The sequence below is a fragment of the Bacillus sp. GC_Bacil_1 genome (genome assembly GCF_026540675.1).
GTDB classification, from domain to species: domain Bacteria; phylum Bacillota; class Bacilli; order Bacillales; family Bacillaceae_G; genus Bacillus_A; species Bacillus_A cereus.
Window position 1 is genome coordinate 1 of record NZ_JALNUG010000027.1, and the last position, 23,312, is coordinate 23,312.

Here is a 23,312-nt window from a genome sequence, read left to right on the forward strand (position 1 = left end):
CGCTTCAAGGTCGAGAGTTCCAATGTCCTGCGATTCTGAGCGAGCCGCTTCCACCTTTTACTTAATAACCAAGTTCGGTTTTTTATTTAAGCTATGACGACCATCTACAAAGCGAACTGTACCTGATTTTGCACGCATAACAAGAGATTGTGTTGTTCCTACGCTACCTTTAAATTGAACACCACGTAATAGTTCACCATCTGTTACACCTGTTGCTGCAAAGATTGCATCGTCACCTTTTACTAAGTCCTCCATACGAAGGATACGATTAATGTCTTCTATGCCCATTTTTTTACAACGTGCTAATTCAGCTTCGTTTTGTGGCAATAGTTTTCCGTGAATTTCTCCACCTAAACATTTTAAAGCAACTGCTGCTAATACACCTTCAGGTGCTCCACCAGATCCAAATAAAATATCTACACCTGTACGGTCAAACGCTGTATTAATTGCTCCAGCTACATCTCCATCGTTAATTAATTTAATACGAGCACCAGCTTTACGAATTTCTTCGATAATTGCTTGGTGACGTGGACGGTTTAAAACTGTTGCTACAACATCTTCAATGTCTTTATTTTTCGCTTTCGCAACTGCACGTAAGTTATCAATAATAGGCGCATCAATGTCGACTGCCCCAACTGCTTCTGGGCCAACCGCGATTTTATCCATGTACATGTCAGGAGCATGTAACAAATTACCGTGGTCTGCAATTGCAATAACAGCAAGAGCATTCCAGCCACCAGCTGCTACGATGTTTGTCCCTTCTAAAGGATCAACCGCAACGTCTACACGTGGTCCATATCCTGTACCTAATTTCTCTCCGATATATAGCATTGGTGCTTCATCCATCTCACCTTCACCAATTACGACTGTACCTTTCATCGGAATTGTATCAAATACATCACGCATAGCTGATGTTGCTGCACCGTCTGCCTCATCCTTTTTCCCGCGCCCCATCCAACGCGCTGATGATAATGCTGCAGCCTCTGTTACACGTACTAACTCCATAGATAAACTTCTTTCCACAATAATCCCTCTCCTTTAAGTCTTTATATTTCTGCCGTATTTTGTGAACCGTGTTTTTCTATAAAGTGTACTTCCGCAAGTAGTGATGCTTCGCTTCCCCCTTACGGAAGTATCACTTATGCGTTCTTCATCTCTTCAATTTCTTGTTTTGTCATTTGTTCTCGCCAAATGTTTGCTCCAAGCCCTTTAAGCTTGTCCACTATATTCTCATAACCTCGATCAATATGCTCAAGTCCTGTTACTTCTGTAATTCCATCTGCCATTAACCCTGCAATAACAAGTGCTGCTCCCGCTCGTAAATCACTCGCCTTCACTTTTGCACCTTGCAGTAACACAGGACCAGTTACAATTGCCGAACGACCTTCTACTTTAATTTGAGCATTCATACGACGTAATTCATCAATGTGTTTGAAACGGGCACCGTAAATTGTATCTGTTACAACTCCCGTCCCGTGCGCCTTTGTTAAAAGCGTCGTAAACGGCTGTTGTAAATCTGTTGGAAAACCTGGATATACAAGCGTTTTGATATCAACTACTTTTAACTTTCTATTACCGTTCACTGTAATTTGATCATCATTCGTTTCAACTTGAACACCAGCTTCTCTTAGCTTAGCAGTAACTGATTCTAAATGCTGAGGAATAACGTTATCAACCGTTACTTCTCCTCCTGATGCAGCTCCTAGAATCATATACGTACCAGCTTCAATACGATCTGGGATGATAGTATGGTGACAACCATGTAAAGAGTCCACACCATCTATTCGGATTACATCTGTACCAGCACCTTTAATACGCGCTCCCATGCTTGTTAACAATGTAGCTACATCAATAATCTCGGGCTCTTTCGCTGCATTTTCAATAACAGTTCTACCTTTTGCTCGTACAGCTGCTAGCATAATATTAATCGTAGCCCCCACACTAACAACATCTAAATAAATACGTGCTCCATGTAGTTCATCTGCTCTTAAATAGATGGCACCTTGTTCATTTGTAACATGTGCACCTAGCGCTTCAAACCCTTTAATATGCTGATCAATCGGCCTCGGTCCTAAGTGACATCCACCCGGAAGCCCAATAACAGCTTTTTTAAAACGGCCAAGCATCGCACCCATTAAATAATAAGAAGCGCGCAATTTTTTCACTTTTCCATTTGGCAAAGGCATTGCAACCATGTTAGAAGGATCGACTACCATCTCTTCCTCCTGTCCATAAGTTACTTTCCCTCCAATTTCCTCTAGTAAGTCGCCTAACATTTTCACGTCCGAAATATTAGGGACACCACCAATAGTTACTGGAGTATCTGCTAAAATTGTCGCTGGAATTAATGCAACGGCACTGTTCTTTGCACCGCTTACTCGAATTGTTCCATTTAAAGCTCTTCCGCCTTCAATTAGCAATTTTTCCATATTGAGCTCCCTTCTTGTGAATGTATTTACTTTCTATCTTTTCATAGAAAGCTCCCCTTAAGAATCTCAATTACTCTTTCCATCCCAAAACTCAATAAATAGGAAACCATTATCTCCATTTCTCCTGTAGCACGAATAGATAAAGATCAACTATTCATCGAATTCACTTTATCAATTTAGATACGTTATCACATTTATTAATAGGACTATGCACATTATTTTCTATTTAAAAACCAAAAATGATAAAATCTTTCGACTTGTTCACGCTTTCATTATACAACGAAAGGAAACCGTCTAAAAGACTAGACGGTTTCCAAAACGGAATTTTATTCTTACGCTTTACCGTTAGAACCGAACTCACGCATTTTACCAGCAACAGTTGCTTTAATAGCGTCGCGGCCAGGTCCAATAAATTTACGAGGATCGTAAACTTCTTGGTCTTTGTTTAATACTTCACGAACAGCTTTTGTAAACTCGATTTGGTTCTCAGTGTTTACGTTGATTTTTGAAGTACCTAAAGAGATAGCTTTTACGATATCAGCAGTTGGGATACCAGTACCACCGTGTAATACTAAAGGTACGCCAGTGAAGTCACGAACTTGTTCCATTTCAGCGAATCCTAAGTTAGGCTCACCTTTGTAAGGACCGTGTACAGAACCTAAAGCTGGAGCTAGGCAATCGATACCTGTTGCTTCAACAAGGTGCTTACACTCTGCTGGGTCAGCGTAAATTACGCCTTCAGCGATTACGTCGTCTTCTTGTCCGCCAACTGTTCCAAGCTCAGCTTCAACAGATACGTTACGAGCGTGTGCGTATTCTACTACTTGTTTAGTAGTTTCAACGTTTTCTTCGAATGGGTGGTGAGAAGCGTCGATCATTACAGATGTGAAACCTGCATCGATTGCTTCTTTACATTTTTCGAAGCTTGAACCATGGTCAAGGTGAATCGCTACAGGAACAGTGATGTTCATTTCTTCGATTAAAGCTTTAACCATAGCTACAACTGTTTTGAAACCAGTCATATGACGAGCTGCACCCTCAGATACACCTAGGATTACAGGAGATTTTTCTTCTTCCGCAGCAGCTAAGATAGCTTGAGTCCACTCTAAGTTGTTCATGTTGAATTGACCAACTGCGTATTTTCCTTCTAGTGCTTTGTTTAGCATTTCTTTCATAGAAACTAAAGGCATGGTGAATCCTCCTAAAAAACGTTTTTTGTATCCGATAAGTTCTTATCGCTGGTAGTATGACCAGAATAAGGTAAAATATGTATATCTACATACCGGACTTTTTTCTACACTCAATAGGATAACAACTTGTACTCAAAAACTCAACCGTATTCACCTGCACAATAGTCCATGTAAACGCTTTTTTCCATATTTTTTATAAAAAATTCATTTTTACGCCTCTACAGCGAGCTCATTTCTCACAGCTTGACGAATTTCATCAATATCAAATGGTTTAGCAAAATGCATTAAAGCTCCTAAATCTTTTGCTTCTTGGATCATATCAAGCTCTCCATAAGCAGTCATTAAAATGACTTTAATACTCTCATCAATCTCTTTTACATGCTTTAAAATCTCTATACCATCCATGCCTGGAATTTTCATATCTAACACTACTAAATCTGGATTATCTTTTTTCACGATATCTAAAGCTTGAAATCCATTCGCTGCTTGGAATGTCTGATAACCTTCTTTTTGGAACACTTCATGTAATAACACACGAATCCCATATTGATCATCAACAATTAAAATTTTACCTTCCATAATTCCCAACCTTTCTGTGTAAGTACAAGATTTAAAGCTTCTTATATCTTAACGATTTATTTTCGCTATTCTTTGGCAAATTCCTTCCTATTCTTTCTTATTTTACCGTTTCCTATTTTGTTATGCTACCCTACGATTTCACCTTTCTAAAAAAATAAACTATAATGAAAGCCGGCAAACACGTACGAAGGGAGTAACATTATGTTAAAAATTTTTTCAACTCAATTAAGTGGTTATTTCTCCAGAGTTTCTCAAAAAGAGGAAATGAATATAGAAGATAGCGCTCGTTTACTTGCTCAAGCACTAGTTGGCGATGGTTTCATTTATTTATATGGTACAAATGAAATGGAGGGCGTTGTTGCCGAAGCACTATTCGGTGCTGAACCAATGAAGCAAGCAAAACGCTTATTTGAAAATGGTAAAGAAGCAGAAGTAACCTCTGCAGATCGTGTACTTCTTATTAGCCGTTTTTCAACAGATGAAGCGGTTGTAGAAATTGCAAAAAAACTACAAGAAGAGGGACACTCTATTGTCGGCATTTCTGCTCTTCAAGAAGGTACGGAATCACTGGAACAATATACAGACGTACATATTGATACAAAACTGTTAAAAGGTCTTATTCCAGACGATGAAGGTAATCGCTACGGGTTCCCAAGCTTAATAGTAGCTTTATTTGCTTATCACGGAATCAAATTTACAATTGATGAAATGTTAAATGAATATTAAAAAAAGCGCCTTATTTCAGGCGCTTTTTTTATTACTTGCTCTCTTTATTCGTAATAGAAGCTCTTACGAAGTCATGGAACAATGGTTGTGGACGGTTTGGACGAGAAACAAGTTCTGGGTGGAACTGTGCCGCCACGAACCAAGGGTGGTCTTTTAATTCAATGATTTCAACTAGACGGCCGTCTGGGCTTGTACCAGAGAATACGAATCCTTCTTTTTCCATATCCGGACGGAACTGGTTGTTGAACTCATAACGATGACGATGACGCTCATATACAACCGGCTCATTATAAGCATTGTAAGCATTTGTTTCTTCAGCAAGCTTACATGGGTATAGACCAAGACGAAGTGTACCACCTAAGTCCTCTACATCTTTTTGTTCTGGTAATAAGTCAATGATTGCATATGGCGTATCAGGATTGATTTCAGAAGAGTTAGCACCTTCTAAACCTAATACGTTACGTGCAAATTCGATTGATGCAAGTTGCATACCTAAGCAAATTCCTAAGAATGGAACTCTGTTTTCACGAGCATATTGAATCGCAACGATTTTACCTTCTACACCACGATCGCCGAAGCCACCTGGTACAAGGATACCATCTGTATCGCCAACTAATTCTTTTACGTTTTCTGCTGTTACGTGCTCAGCATTTACCCATTTTACTTCTACATCTGTGTCGAATGAGTAACCAGCATGACGAAGTGCTTCTACAACAGAAATATATGCATCTTGAAGTTCTACATATTTACCAACAAGAGCGATTTTTGTTTTCTTAGAAAGATTACGTACTTTGTTAACTAGCGCAGTCCACTCTGTCATATCTGCAGCTGGATTGTCTAATTTTAAGTGGTCACAAACGATTTGGTCCATGTTTTGTTCTTGAAGAGATAATGGAACCGCATATAAAGTATCTGCATCGCGAGCTTCGATAACTGCTTTTGTATCGATGTCACAGAATAATGCAAGCTTGTCTTTCATATCTTGAGAAACAGGAAGTTCTGTACGAACAACGATAATGTTTGGTTGAATACCTAAGCTACGAAGTTCTTTAACGCTATGTTGCGTTGGTTTTGTTTTCATTTCACCCGCTGCTTTTAAGTACGGGATTAACGTACAGTGAATGTACATTACATTGTCACGACCGATGTCGCTCTTAATTTGACGGATTGCTTCTAAGAATGGTAGAGACTCGATATCACCAACAGTTCCACCGATTTCTGTAATAACAACATCCGCATTTGTTTCACGGCCAGAACGATATACGCGCTCTTTAATTTCGTTAGTAATGTGAGGAATAACTTGAACTGTTCCTCCTAAATATTCACCGCGACGCTCTTTTTGAAGAACTGAAGAGTAAATTTTACCTGTTGTTACGTTGCTGTATTTGTTTAAGTTAATGTCGATAAAACGCTCATAGTGACCAAGGTCTAAGTCAGTTTCTGCGCCATCATCTGTTACGAATACCTCACCGTGTTGGTATGGGCTCATAGTCCCTGGGTCTACGTTAATGTATGGATCAAACTTTTGAATCGTTACATTTAAACCACGATTTTTTAAAAGTCTTCCAAGAGATGCTGCTGTAATACCTTTCCCTAAAGACGATACTACACCGCCTGTTACAAAAATATACTTAGTCATGAAAAAGCTCCCTTCTATTTTGCTGTTATATAATCACCGTTGCAAAGCGCAACGTATGTAGATAACACTGTATCCATCTTATTGTTAGACTCTTTTTATTTTCTAAACAAAAAACAAAAAAGAAAATTGCTCCCCTCATCACATAAAGTAATAAGTAGGGAGCAATTTTCTTTTATATTTACACTTTAAAAGTATTATCGTCCTTTTTTAAAGAGCCCAAAAATGATTCTACATGGACGATAATGAAAAGTCAAGAACTACAGTTCTTCCTCTTCTTCTTCTTCAGTTTCATCATACTCAAGTTCTTCTTCAGCGAAGTCGTCGTCTTCATCCTCTTCTAAATCATCAAGATCGTCGTCATCTCCGTCTTCATCTTCAAGAACCTTGTCCAAATCTTCTACATCATCTTCTTCGTCTGCATTTCCGTCTGCATCGTCAAAGTCATCTTCATCTTCTTCAATGTAGTCGTCAAAACCGTCTTCTTCAACTTTACGTTTCTTCTTCGGTTTTGGCTGCGGTAAGATTTCTTCATCAATTTGCTCATATGGGTACCAGCTGCGTAGTCCCCAACGATTTTCTCCTAAATTAATGAAACGTCCATCGATGTTTAAGTCTGTATAAAATTGTGCGAGTTTCGCATTAACTTGCTCTTGAGATAGTCCCAGCACTTGAGCGATTTCTTGAACCAACTCGTTGAATGTCGTTGCTTGTCTTTTATCCCCTAAAACGCTATGTACAACTTCAATCATTGAACATTCTTTTAGCTCTTCTGGTGAATATTGCTTAAAATTCACTTATGCGGCACTTCCTTTCATCAAATATAACCTTATATATAACGGTCTGCCTAAAAAAATCCATACTATTCATTATAAACAAAAGTCGCACAAATATGCTACAAAAAAAACGTGAAACTTTTATATGGTAATAAAATTAATAATTTGTCTGTTCCTTATTTCGGAAGCATATGGGCACCTTGCAACACATACCTAATTTGCATTTCTGTATATTCTTCGAGCGTATACAGTTTTTGCAGTGCCCAACGTCTAAACCCCCACATTTGTCCTTGTATAAAAATATTATGTGCAAGAAGCTGTATTTCTTTTTTATTTAATATAAATGTTCCATTTTCCGTACACTGTTCTAAAATATCCTCAAACATCCCTACCATTTGAAACTCTTTTTCTAATACATATGGGAGAGATTCTTTCGGTAAAAAACGTACTTCTTGATACATAATTAATACTTCTTCTTGTAATTCGTCCATCACTTTAAAGTAATTCTTTATCGCTACCTTTAAACTTTCTATACTCCCTTTTTCTGTACACACTACTTCCTCTAATCGTTCTTTTACATGTTCATATATACTATCACAAACTAAATACAAAACATCATCTTTTGTACGAATGTACTCATAAAGTGTCCCTATACTAAATCCAGCCGCTTTTGCAATCTCTCTCGTTGTTGTACGCGGAAATCCTTTTTGTTTAAACAGTTGCACCGCACCTTTAATCATTTGTTCACGTCTTAACGCAACTAATTTTTCATCTTTCACCGATGCATGTACATTATGTTTAACCATTCCCTTCACCTCTCTCTATTATTTTTTGGAAGGAAAAAGCGTAGGAGAATACCTACGCTTTCGTTCCTAATTCGTTAACATACGAGAAATTACAAGCCTCTGAATCTCTTGTGTTCCTTCATATATTTGTGTAATCTTTGCATCTCGCATATAACGCTCTACTGGATAATCTTTCGTATAACCGTAACCACCAAATACTTGCACCGCTTCAGTCGTCACCTTCATCGCTGTATCCCCTGCAAATACTTTTGACATCGCTGATTCTTTTCCATACGGAAGCCCTTCTGATTCAAGCCAAGCCGCTTGATATGTCAAAAGGCGTGCCGCTTCTACATCTGTTGCCATATCCGCAAGTTTAAAGCCAATCCCTTGCTGCGCCGCAATTGGTTTTCCAAATTGATGGCGCTCCCTTGCATATTCTACAGAAGCATCTAAAGCCCCTTGTGCAATACCAACAGCTTGCGCCGCAATACCGTTACGACCTCCATCTAATGTTTGCATCGCAACTTTAAATCCTTGCCCCTCTTCTCCAAGTAGATTCTCTACTGGAATACGGCAATCTTCAAACATAATTTCAGTCGTTGGTGAAGAGCGAATCCCTAGCTTGCTCTCCTTCTTCCCAACTGAAAATCCCGGTGTATCACTTTCTACAATAAATGCACTCGTACCACGCTGCTTCGATTCAGGATCAGTTAGCGCAAAAACAACATAAATATCAGCAATACCGCCATTTGTAATGAAAATTTTTGATCCATTTAAAATATAATGGTCGCCATCTCTCTTTGCGATTGTCTTCATTCCACCAGCATCCGATCCAGATGCTGGCTCCGTTAAGCCGTATGCACCAATTTTCTTCCCTTCAGCCATCGGTCGTAAAAACTTTTGCTTTTGTTCTTCTGTCCCAAATTTAAAAATTGGCCATCCTGCAAGTGAAGTATGCGCAGATAGTGTTACACCTGTTGAAGCACAAACTCGAGATAATTCTTCAATCGCAATTACGTACGCTAAGTAATCGCTTCCAATTCCACCATACTCTTCAGGCCATGGAATACCGGTTAAACCGAGCTCTGCCATTTGATCAAATAACTCTCGATCAAATCGCTCTTCCTCATCACGCTCAGCCGCTGTTGGTGCTACTTCATTTTTAGCAAAATCTCGAACCATTTTCCTTATCATTTCATGTTCTTCTGATAGTTTAAAATGCATCTCCGTCTCCCCCTCGCCCTTTTATAAAGCACGGCTAATAACAAGTTTCTGTATTTCACTTGTTCCTTCATATATTTGCGTGATTTTCGCATCACGGAAAAATCGTTCTACTGGATATTCTTTCGTATAACCGTAACCACCAAATACTTGCACCGCCTCAATCGCGACTTCAACCGCTGTCTTAGAAGCAAATAATTTCGCAATAGATGCTTCTTTACCGCATGGTAATCCTTGTGCCCTAAGAGACGCCGCTCTATATACGAGTAACCTTGCCGCTTCGACACTTGTTGCCATATCTGCAAGCTTGAAGCCAATCCCTTGCTGCGCCGCAATTGGTTTCCCAAATTGTTCTCGTTCTTTTGCATAATCAATCGCACATGCAAGCGCCGCTTCAGCAATTCCTAACGCCTGTGCACCGATTCCAATTCGCCCAACATCTAAATTCGCCATCGCCACCTTGAATCCTTGTCCTTCTTCCCCAAGTAAATTCTCCGCTGGTACTTTCATATCTTCAAAAGTAAGTTGTACTGTACGAGAACCAAGGAGCCCCATCTTATGTTCATCTTTTCCGATGATTAAACCAGGTGTATCTTTCTCTACTATAAATGCAGAAATACCACTTTTTCCTGCCTCTGGATTTGTAGAAGCGAATACAATGTATGTACTTGCTTCACCACCATTTGTAATAAACACTTTCGATCCATTAATAATATAATGATCGCCTTTTTTGACAGCTCTTGATTTCAAACTCCCTGCATCTGATCCTGCATTTGGCTCTGTTAAAGCAAATGCGCCTAAATATTCCCCGGTTGCAAGTTTAGAAACATATTTTTTCTTCTGTTCTTCTGTTCCGAAATATAAAATCGGATTCATTCCAACTGACGTATGTACAGCTAAAATTACACCAACTGTTGCACTTACCTTTGAGATTTCCTCAATGGCTAGAATATAAGAAATAAAATCCATTTCTGCCCCGCCGTATTTTGCAGGCGCTGGAATACCCATTAATCCAAGCTCACCCATCTTTTGCAAAATCTCTTTCGGGAACACCCCTTGTTCCATACTAGGAACAAAGGGAGCAATTTCCTTCTGTGCAAAATCCCGAACCATTTTCCTCATCATTTGCTGCTCTTCATTAAAACGAAAGTTCATATATTCCGCCTCCATTTGCTATATATCCTTTAAATAATTTGGTAAGACCACTATTTTGTAACAAAAGGGGCATTTATTCGTAAACGTAGAATCCACGACCTGTTTTACGCCCTAACCATCCTGCATTTACATACTTACGTAATAACGGACATGGGCGATATTTACTATCTCCTAATCCTTCATGCAACACTTCCATAATGTATAAACACGTATCTAAACCGATAAAATCAGCGAGTGTCAAAGGCCCCATCGGATGGTTCATACCAAGCTTCATGACCTCATCAATTGCTTCTTTCGTCGCTACACCTTCGTATAACGTATAAATTGCTTCGTTAATCATCGGTAGCAAAATGCGGTTTGATACAAAACCTGGGAAATCATTTACTTCAACTGGTACTTTCCCAATTTTTTTCGTAATATCTTCAATTGCTTCATATACTGCATCATCTGTAGCCAAACCACGAATAATCTCAACAAGCTTCATAACTGGAACTGGATTCATAAAGTGCATGCCGATTACTTTTTCCGGACGCTTCGTTACCGCTGCAATTTCTGTAATTGGCAGAGATGACGTATTCGTCGCTAAAATTGCGTGTTCTGGAGCAATTTCATCTAGATTCGCAAAGATTTTCTTTTTAATATCCATTTTCTCAACAGCTGCTTCAATAATAAGATCCGCTTCTTTCACACATTCTAAATCAAGCGTTACTGTAAGACGATTTAATGTCGCTTCCTTCTCTTCTTCCTTCATGCGTCCTTTTTCTACTTGGCGCGCTAAGTTTTTCGTAATGATAGCCAATCCTCTATCTAATTGCTCTTGTTTTAAATCTTGTACCTTCACGTCATATCCTGCCATTGCACATACTTGTGCAATTCCTGATCCCATTTGCCCTGCACCAATTACAACAATGTTTTGTACACCCATTTTTTCTTCCCCCTTAATTGTTAATAAATTTTATACCCTCGAACTTTAATTAGTGAACTTCAATCATCACTGCGTCCCCTTGACCGCCACCGCTACAAATCGATGCAATTCCAATTCCGCCGCCGCGCTGCTTAAGTGCATGGATTAGCGTAACGATAATGCGCGCTCCGCTTGCTCCAATTGGATGGCCCATCGCTACCGCGCCGCCATTTACATTCAATTTTTCTGGATCAATTCCTGCGATTTCTGTACTTGCAATTGCTACCGCTGCAAATGCTTCATTAATCTCGAATAAATCGATGTCTTCAATTGTCTTGCCTGTTTTTTCAAGCAATGCGTTAATTGCATAACCTGGCGTTCTTGGGAAATCTTTAGATTCCACTGCAATTGCTGTATGCGCCAAAATTGTCGCTAATGGCTTTCTTCCTTCTTGCTTCGCTCTGTCTTCGCTCATTAACACAAGTGCGGCACCACCATCGTTTAGTCCTGGCGCATTACCAGCTGTCACTGCCGCTGTCTTATCAAATACAGGTTTTAACTTTGCTAACTTTTCAATCGTTGTATCTTCACGTGGCGCCTCATCCTTTGCAACAACAATAGGATCGCCTTTTCTTTGCGGGATCGTTACTGGCACGATCTCCTCTTCAAAACGTCCTTCTTTATGCGCTGAAACCGCACGCTGATGGCTACGATATGCCCATTCATCTTGCGCTTCGCGAGAAATTCCATCTTCCTTCGCAACTTCTCCGCCATAAACACCCATGTGTGTACCTGAAAATGCGCATGTTAAACCGTCAGCAACGTTTAAATCAATAACTTCGTTGTTGCCCATTCTGTATCCCCATCTTGCTCCGCGTAAAATGTAAGGACTGTTACTCATCGACTCCATACCGCCAGCTACAATCAGTGATTGATCGCCAGTACGAATAATTTGATCCGCTAACGTAACCGCACGAAGTCCTGATGCACAAACTTTATTCACTGTTTCCGTCTGCACTTCCCAAGGGATTCCAGCAGCCCTTGCAGCTTGACGCGATGGAATTTGCCCCTGTCCCCCCTGAATAACCGTTCCAAATATAACTTCTTCAACATCACTAGCCGCAACATTTGCTCTTTCAAGCGCTGCTTTAATTGCAATTCCTCCAAGTTCCGTCGCTTTTACATCTTTTAAAGATCCTCCAAATTTTCCAACTGGTGTTCTTGCAGCACTTAAAATAACTGTTTTACTCATGTTTCTTTCCCCCATTTCTTTTTTTAACACTGAGCGCTCGCTCGGTATCCCTACGTTGAGAAGAGGTGCAATCATTGCACCTCTTTCTAAAGTTGTATACATTCTTATAAACTACATCGCTTCTTTTTTCTGTCCGATAACAGATCGTTCTAAAATCTCTGTCACATCAAGAGTTTGAACTTTCTCTTCTACCTCTTTCGCTTTCGTTCCATCACTGATCATCGTTAAGCAATATGGACAACCTGTACCGATAATGGATGGCTGTACAGCTAATGCTTGTTCTGTACGAGCAACGTTAATACGAGAACCTGTTGTTTCTTCCATCCACATTAAGCCACCACCTGCGCCACAGCACATTCCAGTTTCACGGTTACGTGCCATTTCTACAAGATTCACTCCAGGAATCGCTTTCAAAATATCACGTGGCGCTTCGTACACTTCGTTGTATCTTCCTAAATAACAGGAATCATGGTACGTAACTGTTTCTTCAATAGCGTGAACAGGCTTTAAGCGTCCTTCTTTCACCCACTGAGCTAACAATTCTGTATGATGATAGACTTCTGCTTGCAAGCCAAAGTCCGGATACTCATTTTTAAATGTGTTATAAGCATGAGGATCAATCGTAACGATTTTCTTCACTCCTGCCTTTTCAAATTCTTCGATATTCTTTGTCGCCATCTCTTGGAATACAAATTCATTTCCAAGGCGGCGTGGTGTATCTCCAGAATTCTTTTCTTTATTACCGAGAATTGCGAATGAAATGCCTGCTTCGTTCATTAACTTCGCAAACGATATCGCAATCTTCTGACTACGATTGTCGTATGATCCCATTGAACCAACCCAGAATAAATACTCGAATTCCTCCCCAGCTTTTGATTTTTCTTTTACAGTTGGAACTGTTACTTCGTCATCACCTTGGCGCCATGTTTCACGCTCTTTACGGTTCAGACCCCACGGATTCCCTTGACGCTCGATATTTGTCATCGCGCGTTGTGCTTCCGCGTCCATTTTTCCTTCTGTTAAAACGAGATATCGACGTAAATCAATAATTTTGTCAACATGCTCATTCATAACTGGACATTGATCTTCACAGTTACGACACGTTGTACATGCCCAAATCTCTTCTTCTGTAATAACATCTCCGATTAAACTCGGATCGTAAGCGAGAGTTGTAGCCGCTGATTCTTGTTGTCCTTTTCCAGCCGCCATCATCGCTAACTGATTTCCTTGTGTATTATTGAAGGCAACTACTGGAACCCACGGTGCTTTTGATGTTACCGCAGCTCCTTTATCAGTTAAATGATCACGAAGTTTTAAAATTAAGTCCATCGGCGATAACATTTTTCCTGTTCCTGTTGCCGGACACATATTTGTACAACGACCACACTCTACACAAGCGTATAAATCAATAAGTTGATTTTGTCTAAAGTCTTCAATTTTACCAACACCAAATGTTTCTTGCGTTTCATCTTCAAAATCAATCTTTTCAAGCTTCCCTGGGTTTGAAAGACGACCGAAGAATACATTAGCTGGTCCCGCAATTAAATGCGCATGTTTTGATTGTGGAACATAGACTAAAAACGTTAACAAAATTAGTAAATGCACCCACCAAGAAAAATAGAACACTGAAATGGCTACGGTTTCATTTATCCCGCTAAAAACATAAGCGATTGCAGAAGCGATTGGTTCACTCCATGAAAGCTCCTCGCCATGCCATATAAGTCCCATACCGTTACCAAGTAGCACAGAAATCATTAAGCCACCGATAAAGATAAGAACAAGACCTGATTTGAAGTTACGTTTTAAACGAACAAGCTTTTCTACATAACGTCTATGAAAAGCCCAAAATACTGCAATTAAAATAACAAGTGTGACAATTTCCTGGAAGAATGTAAATGCAGGGTATAGTGGTCCAAGTGGAAGATGTGATCCTGGTGCGAGTCCTTTCCAAACGAAGTCAATTGCTCCAAATTGGACAAGAATAAATCCGTAAAAGAACATAACGTGAATGATGCCGCTTTTCTTATCTTTCAGCAGCTTTTTCTGACCGAAAACATTGACCTTAAGGAGATCCCAACGCTCTTTAAAACGACGGTCAAATTCAATTTTTTTTCCTAATTGTATGTAGGCCATTCTCGTCCGTATAAGATATACAAACAAATATCCTGCATAAGCAATAACAGCAATGGCAGCCAGCCAATTAATGATCAGTAAGCTATTCATTTTTATGCTACCCCTCTCTTTGTAAGTCCTATTTCTTTTTTTGAATCTTCAAAAATATATAATTTTCTGAATTATATCCCCTATCCCCATTATATAATGAGTGAGCATTCAGTCAACAGTTTTTTGTTATAGAACAACACATTTTTTCATAAAGCTGTTTATTTCGGTGAAACTATAAAGTGAAACTTTAATCAGTAGGGCTTTTACGGGCAGTTGATTTCCAAACTAACTTCTACTTATCCACCAGTTTTTGAGGTGGGAAGCTTACTGCCCGTTAAAGCGGGATAAAGTGAAACTTTAATCAGTGCAACATACTATCCTCTAATGAAATTTATAATAACAGCCGTACTACCCATATCATTTGTAACACACTGAAGGTGAAAAGAATGCAAAGGAGGGAATTCACTGATGCTCTACTTATCTCTTTTGTTAATATCCGTTGCTCTTTGGATTACAATTGACCTTTCATACGGGCGACTTCTTCATTTAAAACGAGTAAGCTCTCGCACTTTCCCTTTACGTCAAAGTGATTTTCACCTTTATACATACGGGAAAGATTTATATGACGCTTTATTTACTGATATAAAACAAGCACAGCATCACATTCATATTTTATTCTTCATTGTAAAAAATGATAAAATCAGTCGTGAATTTTTAAAATTGCTGATTGATAAGGCTCAGGAAGGAATTGAAGTACGACTTTTACTTGATCGATTTGGCAGCCATTCTTTATCAAACGAAGCTATTCGCTCCCTGCAAAAACATGGTATATCTTTTTCATTTTGTCATAAGGTAAAATTTCCTCTGCCTTTCTTTTCTGCTAATCAAAGAAATCATAGAAAAATTACAGTGATTGATGGGAAAACCGGCTATATCGGGGGATTTAATATTGGCGAAGAGTATCTAGGGCATAATGAACACTTAGGATTATGGCGAGACTATCATTTACGTCTTACAGGAGAAGGGGTTCAAGATTTACAAAAGCAATTTTTGCATGATTGGTTTGATGATACGAAACAGAATTTATTGGATGCTTCTCTTTATTTTCCAAAACAACAACCAGGTACCATCCTGCATCAATTTATTCCGACTGATGGTGCTTATTTACAGCATACTTTTTTACATTTAATTAACGCGGCAAAAAAAGAAATCTGTATCGGTACACCATATTTCATTCCTGGAAAAAAAATTATGAATGCCTTATTAAAAGCAAGAGAAAGAGGGGTTCAAATCACAATTCTTGTTCCAGAAAAAGCTGATCACCCTCTCGTTCGGGAAGCAAAATTCCCGTACTGCCGAAAATTAATACAGGCTGGTTGCAATATTTATGCATTTCAACAAGGGTTTTTTCACGCAAAAATTATTATAGTGGACGATAATATTTGTGATATCGGAACGGCAAACTTTGATATGAGAAGTTTATATATTAATCATGAAATAAACTGCCTGTTATATAATAAACATTTCATTCAAACAGTAAAAAATAAATTCCATGAAGATCTAGAGAATGCATCCGTACTTTCCTATAGCGATGTAAACCCGCCTTCTCTTATCGATAGAGGAAAGGAATGGATTGGAACAATGTTTGCTTTCTTTTTATAGGAAAGACAATGAATAAAAGAGGTGTATCTCATATGATTATACGGTTTGGATATGTCTCACATGCAATGGCACTCTGGGACTGTTCTCCTGCCAAAACAATGACGTTTACAAGCTTTAAGAAACTTAGCAAGCAAGAACGAGAAGACAAACTGTACCATGTTATAAGGCAAAATTTAGAGCACACAATACGTATCCTTCATTACAATATAGCACATGAAATCCCACTATATCGCCTATCGTCTTCCATCGTCCCACTTGCAACACATCCCGAAGTCGAGTTTGACTATATTGGGGTATTCACACCACTTTGGCATAAAATAGGGGCTTTAATTAAAGAACACAATTTACGAATAAGTTTTCATCCGAATCAATTTACGCTGTTTACAAGCGACAAACCACATATTACTACTAACGCTATTACGGATATGACTTATCATTATAAAATATTGGATGCTATAGGCATTGCAGATTCTTCTTACATTAATATTCATGTAGGTGGAGCCTATGGAAATAAAGAAAAGGCAATTGAGCGCTTCCATGAAAACATAAAAAAACTTCCTACACATATAAAAAAACAAATGACTCTTGAAAATGATGATAAAACCTATACAACCGCTGAAACTTTATCCATTTGCCAAAAAGAAAATATTCCATTTGTATTTGATTATCATCATCATATGGCCAATCTTTGCGAGGAACCACTAGAAGAGTTGCTTCCTGCAATTTTTGAAACTTGGTCACATACAAATATCTCTCCTAAAGTTCACATTTCCTCCCCGAGATCGGAAAAAGAATTTAGGGCTCATGCTGAATATATCGATTTAGAGTTTATTAAGCCTTTCTTACACATTGCAAAAAAACACAATCATAATTTCGATATTATGATTGAAAGTAAACAAAAAGACTTAGCACTATTCCAATTAATAGATGAACTTTCTGCTATAAGAGGAATTAAAAGAATAAGTGGTGCAATGTTACAGTGGTAAATTGTAACTTTGCACCATTTTTTCAAAAAAGTAATTTTTATAGTAAAAAACATTCTGTTTTATATGCTATTATTTAAATTAGCATTTTCTCCCCGAGATTCAACTTTATTGAAACGGAGTCATAATATGATTAATCAAAAAAAGTATATACAATCTGTCATAATATACATATTTATATTTGCTCTTTGGATATTCCTTATACCAAATGAGTCGAATATAAAAGAAATCGGGATTCTTTTCTTATTCTGTTTCGCTGCACTTTTTTCTTGCTATTGCTTATGTAAAGCGATTAGAAAAATGACGCATGGTGATAAATTATTTTGGATTTTATTATTATGTACTTGTCTATGCGGGTTAGCTATGGAAATAACTTTATTTCTTCCTTCACTTTCTATTCATAAGCAAGTTATATTCTCATATAAAGCATTACCTTTTTTTATCATACAATATGTTTTACTCTTTGTTGGATTTGCTATAAAGTTTATAAAAATTTACTCTATTAAGGGTCTTGCTCAATTTTCATTCGATAGCATCTTTATTGTTATTATGAACATTTATTTCACTTTAACTTTTATCTTGGACCTTTCAAGCTTCCGTATGTTAACAAAGGAAACTTGGATTTTAATTGGCTATTTTATTGCACAATCATTAGTAATTTACGCCGTTATTAGTCTTTATAGAAGAGAACAATATTCTTCTAGTAGAATCGCATTAATTATCGGTTTCACTATTATACTCGTATACGGTTACATTCATCTGTTTCAATTAAATTTTGGGATGAAAACTTCTCCTGAATTTAATTATTTAATACACACTGCTTCTATTTTATTAATTGGACTTTCTTCCATACTATATATCTTGGATAAACCAATGCAACATGAAACGAAAGCAAAATATTATCGATTCGATTATGTACGTTTTATACTACCTTATTTTAGTATAATTATTACTTTTTCCTTTATTATCATTCAACCTTGGGATGATAAATTTATGTTAATTGGTCTCGTATTATCACTTATTTTGTTATTCTTGCGGCAACTTTACATGTGGAAAGATAATCAAGCACTAATCCTTACATATGAACAGTTGACTACACAACTAGAGGACGAAGTTGAAGAAGGTGCATTTGCATTATCAAAAAGTGAACAACGCTATAAGTCTTTATTCGAAGATCATCCCGATGCCGTTTTCTCTTTAAATATGAATGGCATTTTTCAACAATCTAATAAGGCATGCGAAAGCTTATTTACTGCCTATTATTGTGAAGTAGCAAGCTATTCTCTGGTACACTTCATTGATTCAAAAGACCACGAACTACTAAAGAAGGCTTTACAAATTACAAAGGAAGGTAGGCCACAAACGTTAGAAGTTCGTACAAAAGAACAAGAAGGCTATTATTATTATCTTCATATTACACTTATCCCTACTTTTATAAACAAAGAAGTGGTCGGAATGTTTGGGATAGCGCGTGATATTACAACTTTATATGAAAAACAAAAACAAGTAGAGCATTTAGCCTTTCACGATGCACTTACTGGATTACCAAATCGCCGAAAGTTCGAAAAAGATTTAAAAGCCATTTTAAATACAGCCCAAACTAACGCAAATGATGTTGCCGTCATATTCCTTGATTTAGATCGATTTAAAAAAATTAACGATAGACTTGGTCATGACGTCGGAGATTTATTATTAATTGAAGTAGCAAAAAGATTACGCGGTTGCTTGCGTTCAAAAGATATCGTCGCTCGCCAAGGTGGAGATGAGTTTACAATTCTATTACCAGAAATGTACTCAGAAAAAAGTGCAATTTTTATAGCTGAACAGATTTTAACTATTTTAAACAAACCATTCTTCATTCAAGGCGAAGAACTCTCTATTACACCAAGTATCGGAATTGCGATGTACCCTGATTATGGAACTAATGTAAATGAGTTAATGAAAAATGCTGATATGGCTATGTACCGTGCGAAAGCAAATGGAAAAAACAGATTTGTTTTCTTCTCAAAAGAAATGAGTATCGCTCAAAATGAAATTCAATTCTTAGAAGGTGAACTTTCAAAAGCATTACAACAAAATGAATTTTTCCTTGAATACCAGCCACAAGTAAGCACAAAAACAAAACAAATTATTGGTTTTGAAGCATTAATACGTTGGAAGCATCCAAAACTCGGTATCGTATCTCCTGCCCAATTTATCCCTCTAGCAGAGGAAACTGGTTTTATTATTGAACTTGGCAATTGGATTTTACGTACTGCCTGCTTAGAGGCAAAAAGATGGCATAATCAAGGTTTTTCTCACTTAAAAGTTGGTGTAAATTTATCTGTTGTTCAATTTAACCATGCAGATTTAATCCCAACTATTTCAAAGGTGTTGGAAGAAACAGAACTGAAACCAGAAGCACTAGATATTGAAATTACGGAAAGCATCGCAATTAATCAAAATCAATCTGTAGTTGCAAAACTAGAACAACTTCAAAATCTCGGTATTCAAATTTCAATCGACGACTTTGGAACTGGTTATAGTTCTTTAGCTTATTTAACAAAATACCCAATCAACACATTAAAAATCGCTCGAGAGTTTATTTGTGGAATTACAACTAGTCCTTTAGAAGAAGCAATTGTCTCTTCCATTATTACACTATCAAAAGAACTAAATTTAAAAGTGATTGCAGAAGGTGTAGAAACAGCAGAAGAATGGGGATTTTTACATAAACAAAATTGTGATCACATTCAAGGATTCTTTATTAGCAAACCTGTTTCTAGTAAAGACGTTTGGATGTTACTCCATAAAAAAACAACCGTCTAAATAAGGCGGTTGTTTTTTAAAACTCAAAAGGTAAATCTGCAGCTACTTGTACCTCTTGATCATTATGAGAAATTATTTGACTTTTCTCTAATGCTGTATCACCTAATGAAATACCCCATGCCATTGCTAACGTTAATAAACTACCAATAAGTAATTTCTTCATATTCCATCACCCACATTTTTTACTTTTAATATATCATGAAAATTTATTCACATTGTATGCAATTATGCATATCCACTTTTTAGGTTGTTTATCTGCTGATTTTATTTACAAGCGCTTCTTTATATGCATGCATTTCTAATATATCAAAAAAGAAACTTGCCTTCTTATATGCATCTTCAATCTCTGCCTCTTCATACTCCAACTTCCTTAGGCATTCACCTCTTTGATAATATAGCTGTCCAATTAATGCCATACTATTAATTCGGCATGATATTTCAATCGCTTTATTTACTTGATAAAGTGATTCTTCATATCGACTATCTAAGTATAATGCTTTTGCATGATTATACCTTACCTTCACGTCAAATTCTTCATTATCATGCAATGCCTCTAATTGTTTTAATATTTGTTCAAATAAATCAATACCCTTCTTCAAATAGCCATTTTCAGCATAAATGTTTGCAATTGCGTTTTCAATATAAAGATTCTGATATACATCTATTCCTGTCAATTGTTGATTGAGCAATTTCTTTAATTCTAAAATACAATATTCGTAATCGACTTTTTTCAATACGTAAGCAGCTACATAATATTGCCATTGAAGAAATTGCTGGAATTCAGGATGATATTCTTCCTTTTTCAGCTCATTCCATACTTTATTATAAATTTCTTTATATCTTTTTTGCTTACAAAGCATAATGACTTGATCTTTAAACTGTTTTTTTCTTTCAATATCCGAATAAATGAGTACCTCATAAAAATGAATAATGGGAATTTGTAATTTTGCTGCAATACCTTGCAATATATCCATACTTGGGTATACTGCACCCGATTCAATTCTGCTTACTTCCGATTGATGACATATGTTCTCGGATAACTGTTTTTGTGTTAATCCTCTCAACACTCTAATTTTCTTAATTTCACTTCCTAATTTCTCTGCGTGCATACTTACTCACCATCCCATTATAACAATCTAATTTGTTAAGTTGTCATACCACTACAATAATGTGAATTCGACAATTTTTGATATGAAATAATGCATAATATATATAAAATTCGGCAAATTTTTCATACAATTCATCTCACATACAATAATAGATTAGGAGTGTTATAGATGAATTATAGAAAACTTGCTAGTGCTTTCGTTACATTCGGTCTTCTTTGTCCTTTATCAACAGAAGCTATTCATGCTCAAGAATTAGACAAAAGTGCAGTCAAAGTTGAAATTGCTCAGCCTGGTTTAACAATCGGGAAATTAACACAACCTCAAAATGATACGAAAGAAAATATTGCTAAAAAGTATTTAAAGGGTGAGGTAAATGGGGCGAAAGCTCAACAAGAACAAGTCACTACTGAAAAAAATGTAGATTTCCAACCTACAAATAAAGAAACCAAAGAAAATCAAACCGAAGTTCGCCTTGCACAAACATATAAAAACTATAAAGTATATGGCCAAGATCTCATTGTAAAAGTAGATAAAAATGGAGTGATCACAACTGTTAGTGGTAAAGTTATTCAAAATTTAAATCAACAACCTAATCTTACTATAACAAATTTTTTGTCGAAAAATGAAGTAAAATCTAAATTACGCGATATAGTTCAAATTCCAAGTGATGCAGTTGAGACAGAATTCTCTAGCGAAACCGTTGTTTATAAGAAAAAAGATGGCTATTATACATTCGCAACTGTTATTACATTTACTTATGAAAACAATGAACAAATTATAAACGGCAATGCTATCGTTGATCTAAAAACTGGCGAAGTACTTTTCCAAGAAAAGTTCATTAAAAACAAAGAGAATAAGACTATAAATCAAGTAACATCACCTAGATTATCCCCTGCAAGTGAGCAAGGAACTGGGAAAAATGCACTTCAAGAAAACATCTCTTTCAATATTGCCAAAGGAACCGATGGAAAATTTTATTTAGCGGATTTATCACGCGGAAATGGTATTTATATTTATAATGCAAACTACGCCGATTCCCTCGGGGGATATAGTCAAGCTGGTTATCCAGGGACACTAATTTCAAGTAGCACTCCTAACTTTGTAGATAAAGAAGCCGCGGGCGCTATGAAGAACATGAGTGATATTTATGATTACTTTAAGAAAGAACATAATCTGAAAAGTTACGACAATAAAGATTCAAAAGTTGTTGCTAGTGTACACGGTTTTGATTCTACTGAAGTTAGTGATGGTGTAAAAGAAGACTATGTAAATGCATTTTGGCATCCCGCTTGGAACCAAATGGTATTTGGTGATGGTTTAGACGGAAAACTAACATCCGCTCTTGACGTAACAGCTCATGAATTTGGACATGCTGTATTCAGTGGCACGACGAAAAATAAAGTCGTGAGATATCCAAGCGCTGAAACATCTGCACTAAACGAGGGATTAGCGGATTTCTGGGGTACACAAATTGAATATTACGTAAAGAAAGATAAAGGAAACTGGATTATGGGCGATACATTAGGTGGCCTAACAATTCGTGATATCCCAAGGGAAATTGGTGACGGCGGTCATAAACTATATACAAATTTACAAGATTTCTATAACGATGGTAATAATCAAGAATCACACGTGAATTCTGGTATTATCAGTCACGTATTATATCAATTAGCTGAAGGTAAAACATATAACGATGTTGCTGTTCAAAAGCAAGGCAATGAAAAAGTAAGTAAAGTTGTTATGCGTGCATTGCAAAATTATGCAACTTCCGCTGAAGACTTTGAATCACTTCAATCTCATATCGTACAAGCTGCAAAAGATTTATATGGCACTGCCGTATCAAATGAATTTGCAAAGGCATTTGAAGCACATGGTTACAAGTCGTTACAAAAAGTAAATCAAGTAATAGAAATACAATAATTATAAAAAGA

General features: G+C 37.1%; 19 protein-coding genes. 5 read left to right on the top strand and 14 right to left on the bottom strand.

Annotation, left to right across the window (positions count from 1 at the left end):
* Positions 1-57: 57 nt before the first annotated feature.
* The 4 genes from glpX to spo0F all read right to left on the bottom strand — a co-directional run bounded on the left by glpX (position 58) and on the right by spo0F (position 4,198).
* The gene (gene glpX, locus OXT04_RS27185) at positions 58-1,023 is read right to left on the bottom strand and encodes a class II fructose-bisphosphatase (protein WP_000442336.1); all 966 of its coding nucleotides are present in this window, start codon (positions 1,021-1,023) and stop codon (positions 58-60) included.
* Positions 1,024-1,139: 116 nt separating this feature from the next.
* On the bottom strand, positions 1,140-2,429 hold the full coding sequence (gene murA / locus OXT04_RS27190) for a UDP-N-acetylglucosamine 1-carboxyvinyltransferase (RefSeq protein WP_000413248.1): 1,290 nt from the start codon (positions 2,427-2,429) through the stop codon (positions 1,140-1,142).
* 332 nt (positions 2,430-2,761) lie between these two features.
* A complete protein-coding gene (locus tag OXT04_RS27195) occupies positions 2,762-3,619 on the bottom strand; it encodes a class II fructose-bisphosphate aldolase (protein WP_001131856.1) in 858 nt (285 codons plus the stop codon).
* A 210-nt stretch (positions 3,620-3,829) separates the two neighbouring features.
* Positions 3,830-4,198 (bottom strand): sporulation initiation phosphotransferase Spo0F, encoded by a 369-nt coding sequence (gene spo0F, locus OXT04_RS27200; protein WP_000398594.1) that lies wholly within the window; start codon positions 4,196-4,198, stop codon positions 3,830-3,832.
* Between the two features lie 201 nt (positions 4,199-4,399).
* Between spo0F and OXT04_RS27205 the strand changes: the two genes are divergently transcribed.
* Complete coding sequence (locus OXT04_RS27205; protein ID WP_000912413.1) at positions 4,400-4,924, top strand: DUF2529 domain-containing protein; 525 nt, start codon at positions 4,400-4,402, stop codon at positions 4,922-4,924.
* Between the two features lie 31 nt (positions 4,925-4,955).
* Here the strand turns inward: OXT04_RS27205 and pyrG are convergent, their stop codons facing one another.
* From pyrG to OXT04_RS27245, 8 genes are all read right to left on the bottom strand, one after another.
* Positions 4,956-6,563 (bottom strand): CTP synthase, encoded by a 1,608-nt coding sequence (gene pyrG / locus OXT04_RS27210; protein WP_267418686.1) that lies wholly within the window; start codon positions 6,561-6,563, stop codon positions 4,956-4,958.
* Between the two features lie 257 nt (positions 6,564-6,820).
* Positions 6,821-7,357, bottom strand: coding sequence for a DNA-directed RNA polymerase subunit delta (gene rpoE, locus OXT04_RS27215; RefSeq protein ID WP_001009771.1), 537 nt, complete (start codon positions 7,355-7,357; stop codon positions 6,821-6,823).
* A 155-nt stretch (positions 7,358-7,512) separates the two neighbouring features.
* Positions 7,513-8,142: a TetR/AcrR family transcriptional regulator gene (locus OXT04_RS27220; RefSeq protein WP_000238600.1), complete on the bottom strand. Its 630-nt coding sequence runs from the start codon at positions 8,140-8,142 to the stop codon at positions 7,513-7,515.
* 66 nt (positions 8,143-8,208) lie between these two features.
* Positions 8,209-9,348, bottom strand: a complete 1,140-nt coding sequence (gene acdA / locus OXT04_RS27225) for an acyl-CoA dehydrogenase AcdA (RefSeq protein ID WP_097913099.1) — start codon at positions 9,346-9,348, stop codon at positions 8,209-8,211.
* Positions 9,349-9,369: 21 nt separating this feature from the next.
* Positions 9,370-10,500: an acyl-CoA dehydrogenase gene (locus OXT04_RS27230; RefSeq protein WP_001011175.1), complete on the bottom strand. Its 1,131-nt coding sequence runs from the start codon at positions 10,498-10,500 to the stop codon at positions 9,370-9,372.
* Between the two features lie 73 nt (positions 10,501-10,573).
* Positions 10,574-11,425 (bottom strand): 3-hydroxybutyryl-CoA dehydrogenase, encoded by an 852-nt coding sequence (locus OXT04_RS27235; RefSeq protein WP_267418691.1) that lies wholly within the window; start codon positions 11,423-11,425, stop codon positions 10,574-10,576.
* Between the two features lie 49 nt (positions 11,426-11,474).
* Entirely contained in the window at positions 11,475-12,758 is a 1,284-nt protein-coding gene (locus OXT04_RS27240) for an acetyl-CoA C-acetyltransferase (protein WP_141505369.1), read from the bottom strand.
* 9 nt (positions 12,759-12,767) lie between these two features.
* Entirely contained in the window at positions 12,768-14,879 is a 2,112-nt protein-coding gene (locus OXT04_RS27245) for a (Fe-S)-binding protein (RefSeq protein WP_001086772.1), read from the bottom strand.
* Positions 14,880-15,287: 408 nt separating this feature from the next.
* Between OXT04_RS27245 and cls the strand changes: the two genes are divergently transcribed.
* The 3 genes from cls (at position 15,288) to OXT04_RS27260 (ending at position 20,272) form a co-directional block, all read left to right on the top strand.
* Positions 15,288-16,481, top strand: coding sequence for a cardiolipin synthase (cls, locus tag OXT04_RS27250; protein WP_000966415.1), 1,194 nt, complete (start codon positions 15,288-15,290; stop codon positions 16,479-16,481).
* Positions 16,482-16,513: 32 nt separating this feature from the next.
* Positions 16,514-17,467 (top strand): UV DNA damage repair endonuclease UvsE, encoded by a 954-nt coding sequence (uvsE, locus tag OXT04_RS27255; protein WP_002094209.1) that lies wholly within the window; start codon positions 16,514-16,516, stop codon positions 17,465-17,467.
* Positions 17,468-17,593: 126 nt separating this feature from the next.
* Complete coding sequence (locus OXT04_RS27260; RefSeq protein ID WP_097821919.1) at positions 17,594-20,272, top strand: DUF4084 domain-containing protein; 2,679 nt, start codon at positions 17,594-17,596, stop codon at positions 20,270-20,272.
* A gap of 16 nt (positions 20,273-20,288) precedes the next feature.
* Here OXT04_RS27260 and OXT04_RS27265 read toward each other — a convergent pair whose 3' ends face one another.
* Both OXT04_RS27265 and OXT04_RS27270 read right to left on the bottom strand, forming a co-directional pair.
* Positions 20,289-20,435, bottom strand: a complete 147-nt coding sequence (locus OXT04_RS27265; RefSeq protein ID WP_016079631.1) for a quorum-sensing peptide PapR — start codon at positions 20,433-20,435, stop codon at positions 20,289-20,291.
* An 88-nt stretch (positions 20,436-20,523) separates the two neighbouring features.
* Entirely contained in the window at positions 20,524-21,381 is an 858-nt protein-coding gene (locus OXT04_RS27270; protein WP_016079630.1) for a helix-turn-helix domain-containing protein, read from the bottom strand.
* 168 nt (positions 21,382-21,549) lie between these two features.
* On the opposite strand from OXT04_RS27270, the gene OXT04_RS27275 reads away from it, so the two are divergent.
* A complete protein-coding gene (locus OXT04_RS27275) occupies positions 21,550-23,301 on the top strand; it encodes a M4 family metallopeptidase (protein WP_098570033.1) in 1,752 nt (583 codons plus the stop codon).
* The last annotated feature ends 11 nt before the right edge of the window (positions 23,302-23,312 follow it).

Bases quoted from the DNA above. Each gene is read 5' to 3' on its own strand.
- murA (WP_000413248.1), bottom strand. From the start codon at position 2,429: ATGGAAAAATTGCTAATTGAAGGCGGAAGAGCTTTAAATGGAACAATT.
- OXT04_RS27195 (WP_001131856.1), bottom strand. From the start codon at position 3,619: ATGCCTTTAGTTTCTATGAAAGAAATGCTAAACAAAGCACTAGAAGGA.
- spo0F (WP_000398594.1), bottom strand. From the start codon at position 4,198: ATGGAAGGTAAAATTTTAATTGTTGATGATCAATATGGGATTCGTGTG.
- OXT04_RS27205 (WP_000912413.1), top strand. From the start codon at position 4,400: ATGTTAAAAATTTTTTCAACTCAATTAAGTGGTTATTTCTCCAGAGTT.
- pyrG (WP_267418686.1), bottom strand. From the start codon at position 6,563: ATGACTAAGTATATTTTTGTAACAGGCGGTGTAGTATCGTCTTTAGGG.
- OXT04_RS27220 (WP_000238600.1), bottom strand. From the start codon at position 8,142: ATGGTTAAACATAATGTACATGCATCGGTGAAAGATGAAAAATTAGTT.
- acdA (WP_097913099.1), bottom strand. From the start codon at position 9,348: ATGCATTTTAAACTATCAGAAGAACATGAAATGATAAGGAAAATGGTT.
- OXT04_RS27230 (WP_001011175.1), bottom strand. From the start codon at position 10,500: ATGAACTTTCGTTTTAATGAAGAGCAGCAAATGATGAGGAAAATGGTT.
- OXT04_RS27235 (WP_267418691.1), bottom strand. From the start codon at position 11,425: ATGGGTGTACAAAACATTGTTGTAATTGGTGCAGGGCAAATGGGATCA.
- OXT04_RS27240 (WP_141505369.1), bottom strand. From the start codon at position 12,758: ATGTATACAACTTTAGAAAGAGGTGCAATGATTGCACCTCTTCTCAAC.
- OXT04_RS27245 (WP_001086772.1), bottom strand. From the start codon at position 14,879: ATGAATAGCTTACTGATCATTAATTGGCTGGCTGCCATTGCTGTTATT.
- cls (WP_000966415.1), top strand. From the start codon at position 15,288: ATGCTCTACTTATCTCTTTTGTTAATATCCGTTGCTCTTTGGATTACA.
- uvsE (WP_002094209.1), top strand. From the start codon at position 16,514: ATGATTATACGGTTTGGATATGTCTCACATGCAATGGCACTCTGGGAC.
- OXT04_RS27260 (WP_097821919.1), top strand. From the start codon at position 17,594: ATGATTAATCAAAAAAAGTATATACAATCTGTCATAATATACATATTT.
- OXT04_RS27265 (WP_016079631.1), bottom strand. From the start codon at position 20,435: ATGAAGAAATTACTTATTGGTAGTTTATTAACGTTAGCAATGGCATGG.
- OXT04_RS27270 (WP_016079630.1), bottom strand. From the start codon at position 21,381: ATGCACGCAGAGAAATTAGGAAGTGAAATTAAGAAAATTAGAGTGTTG.
- OXT04_RS27275 (WP_098570033.1), top strand. From the start codon at position 21,550: ATGAATTATAGAAAACTTGCTAGTGCTTTCGTTACATTCGGTCTTCTT.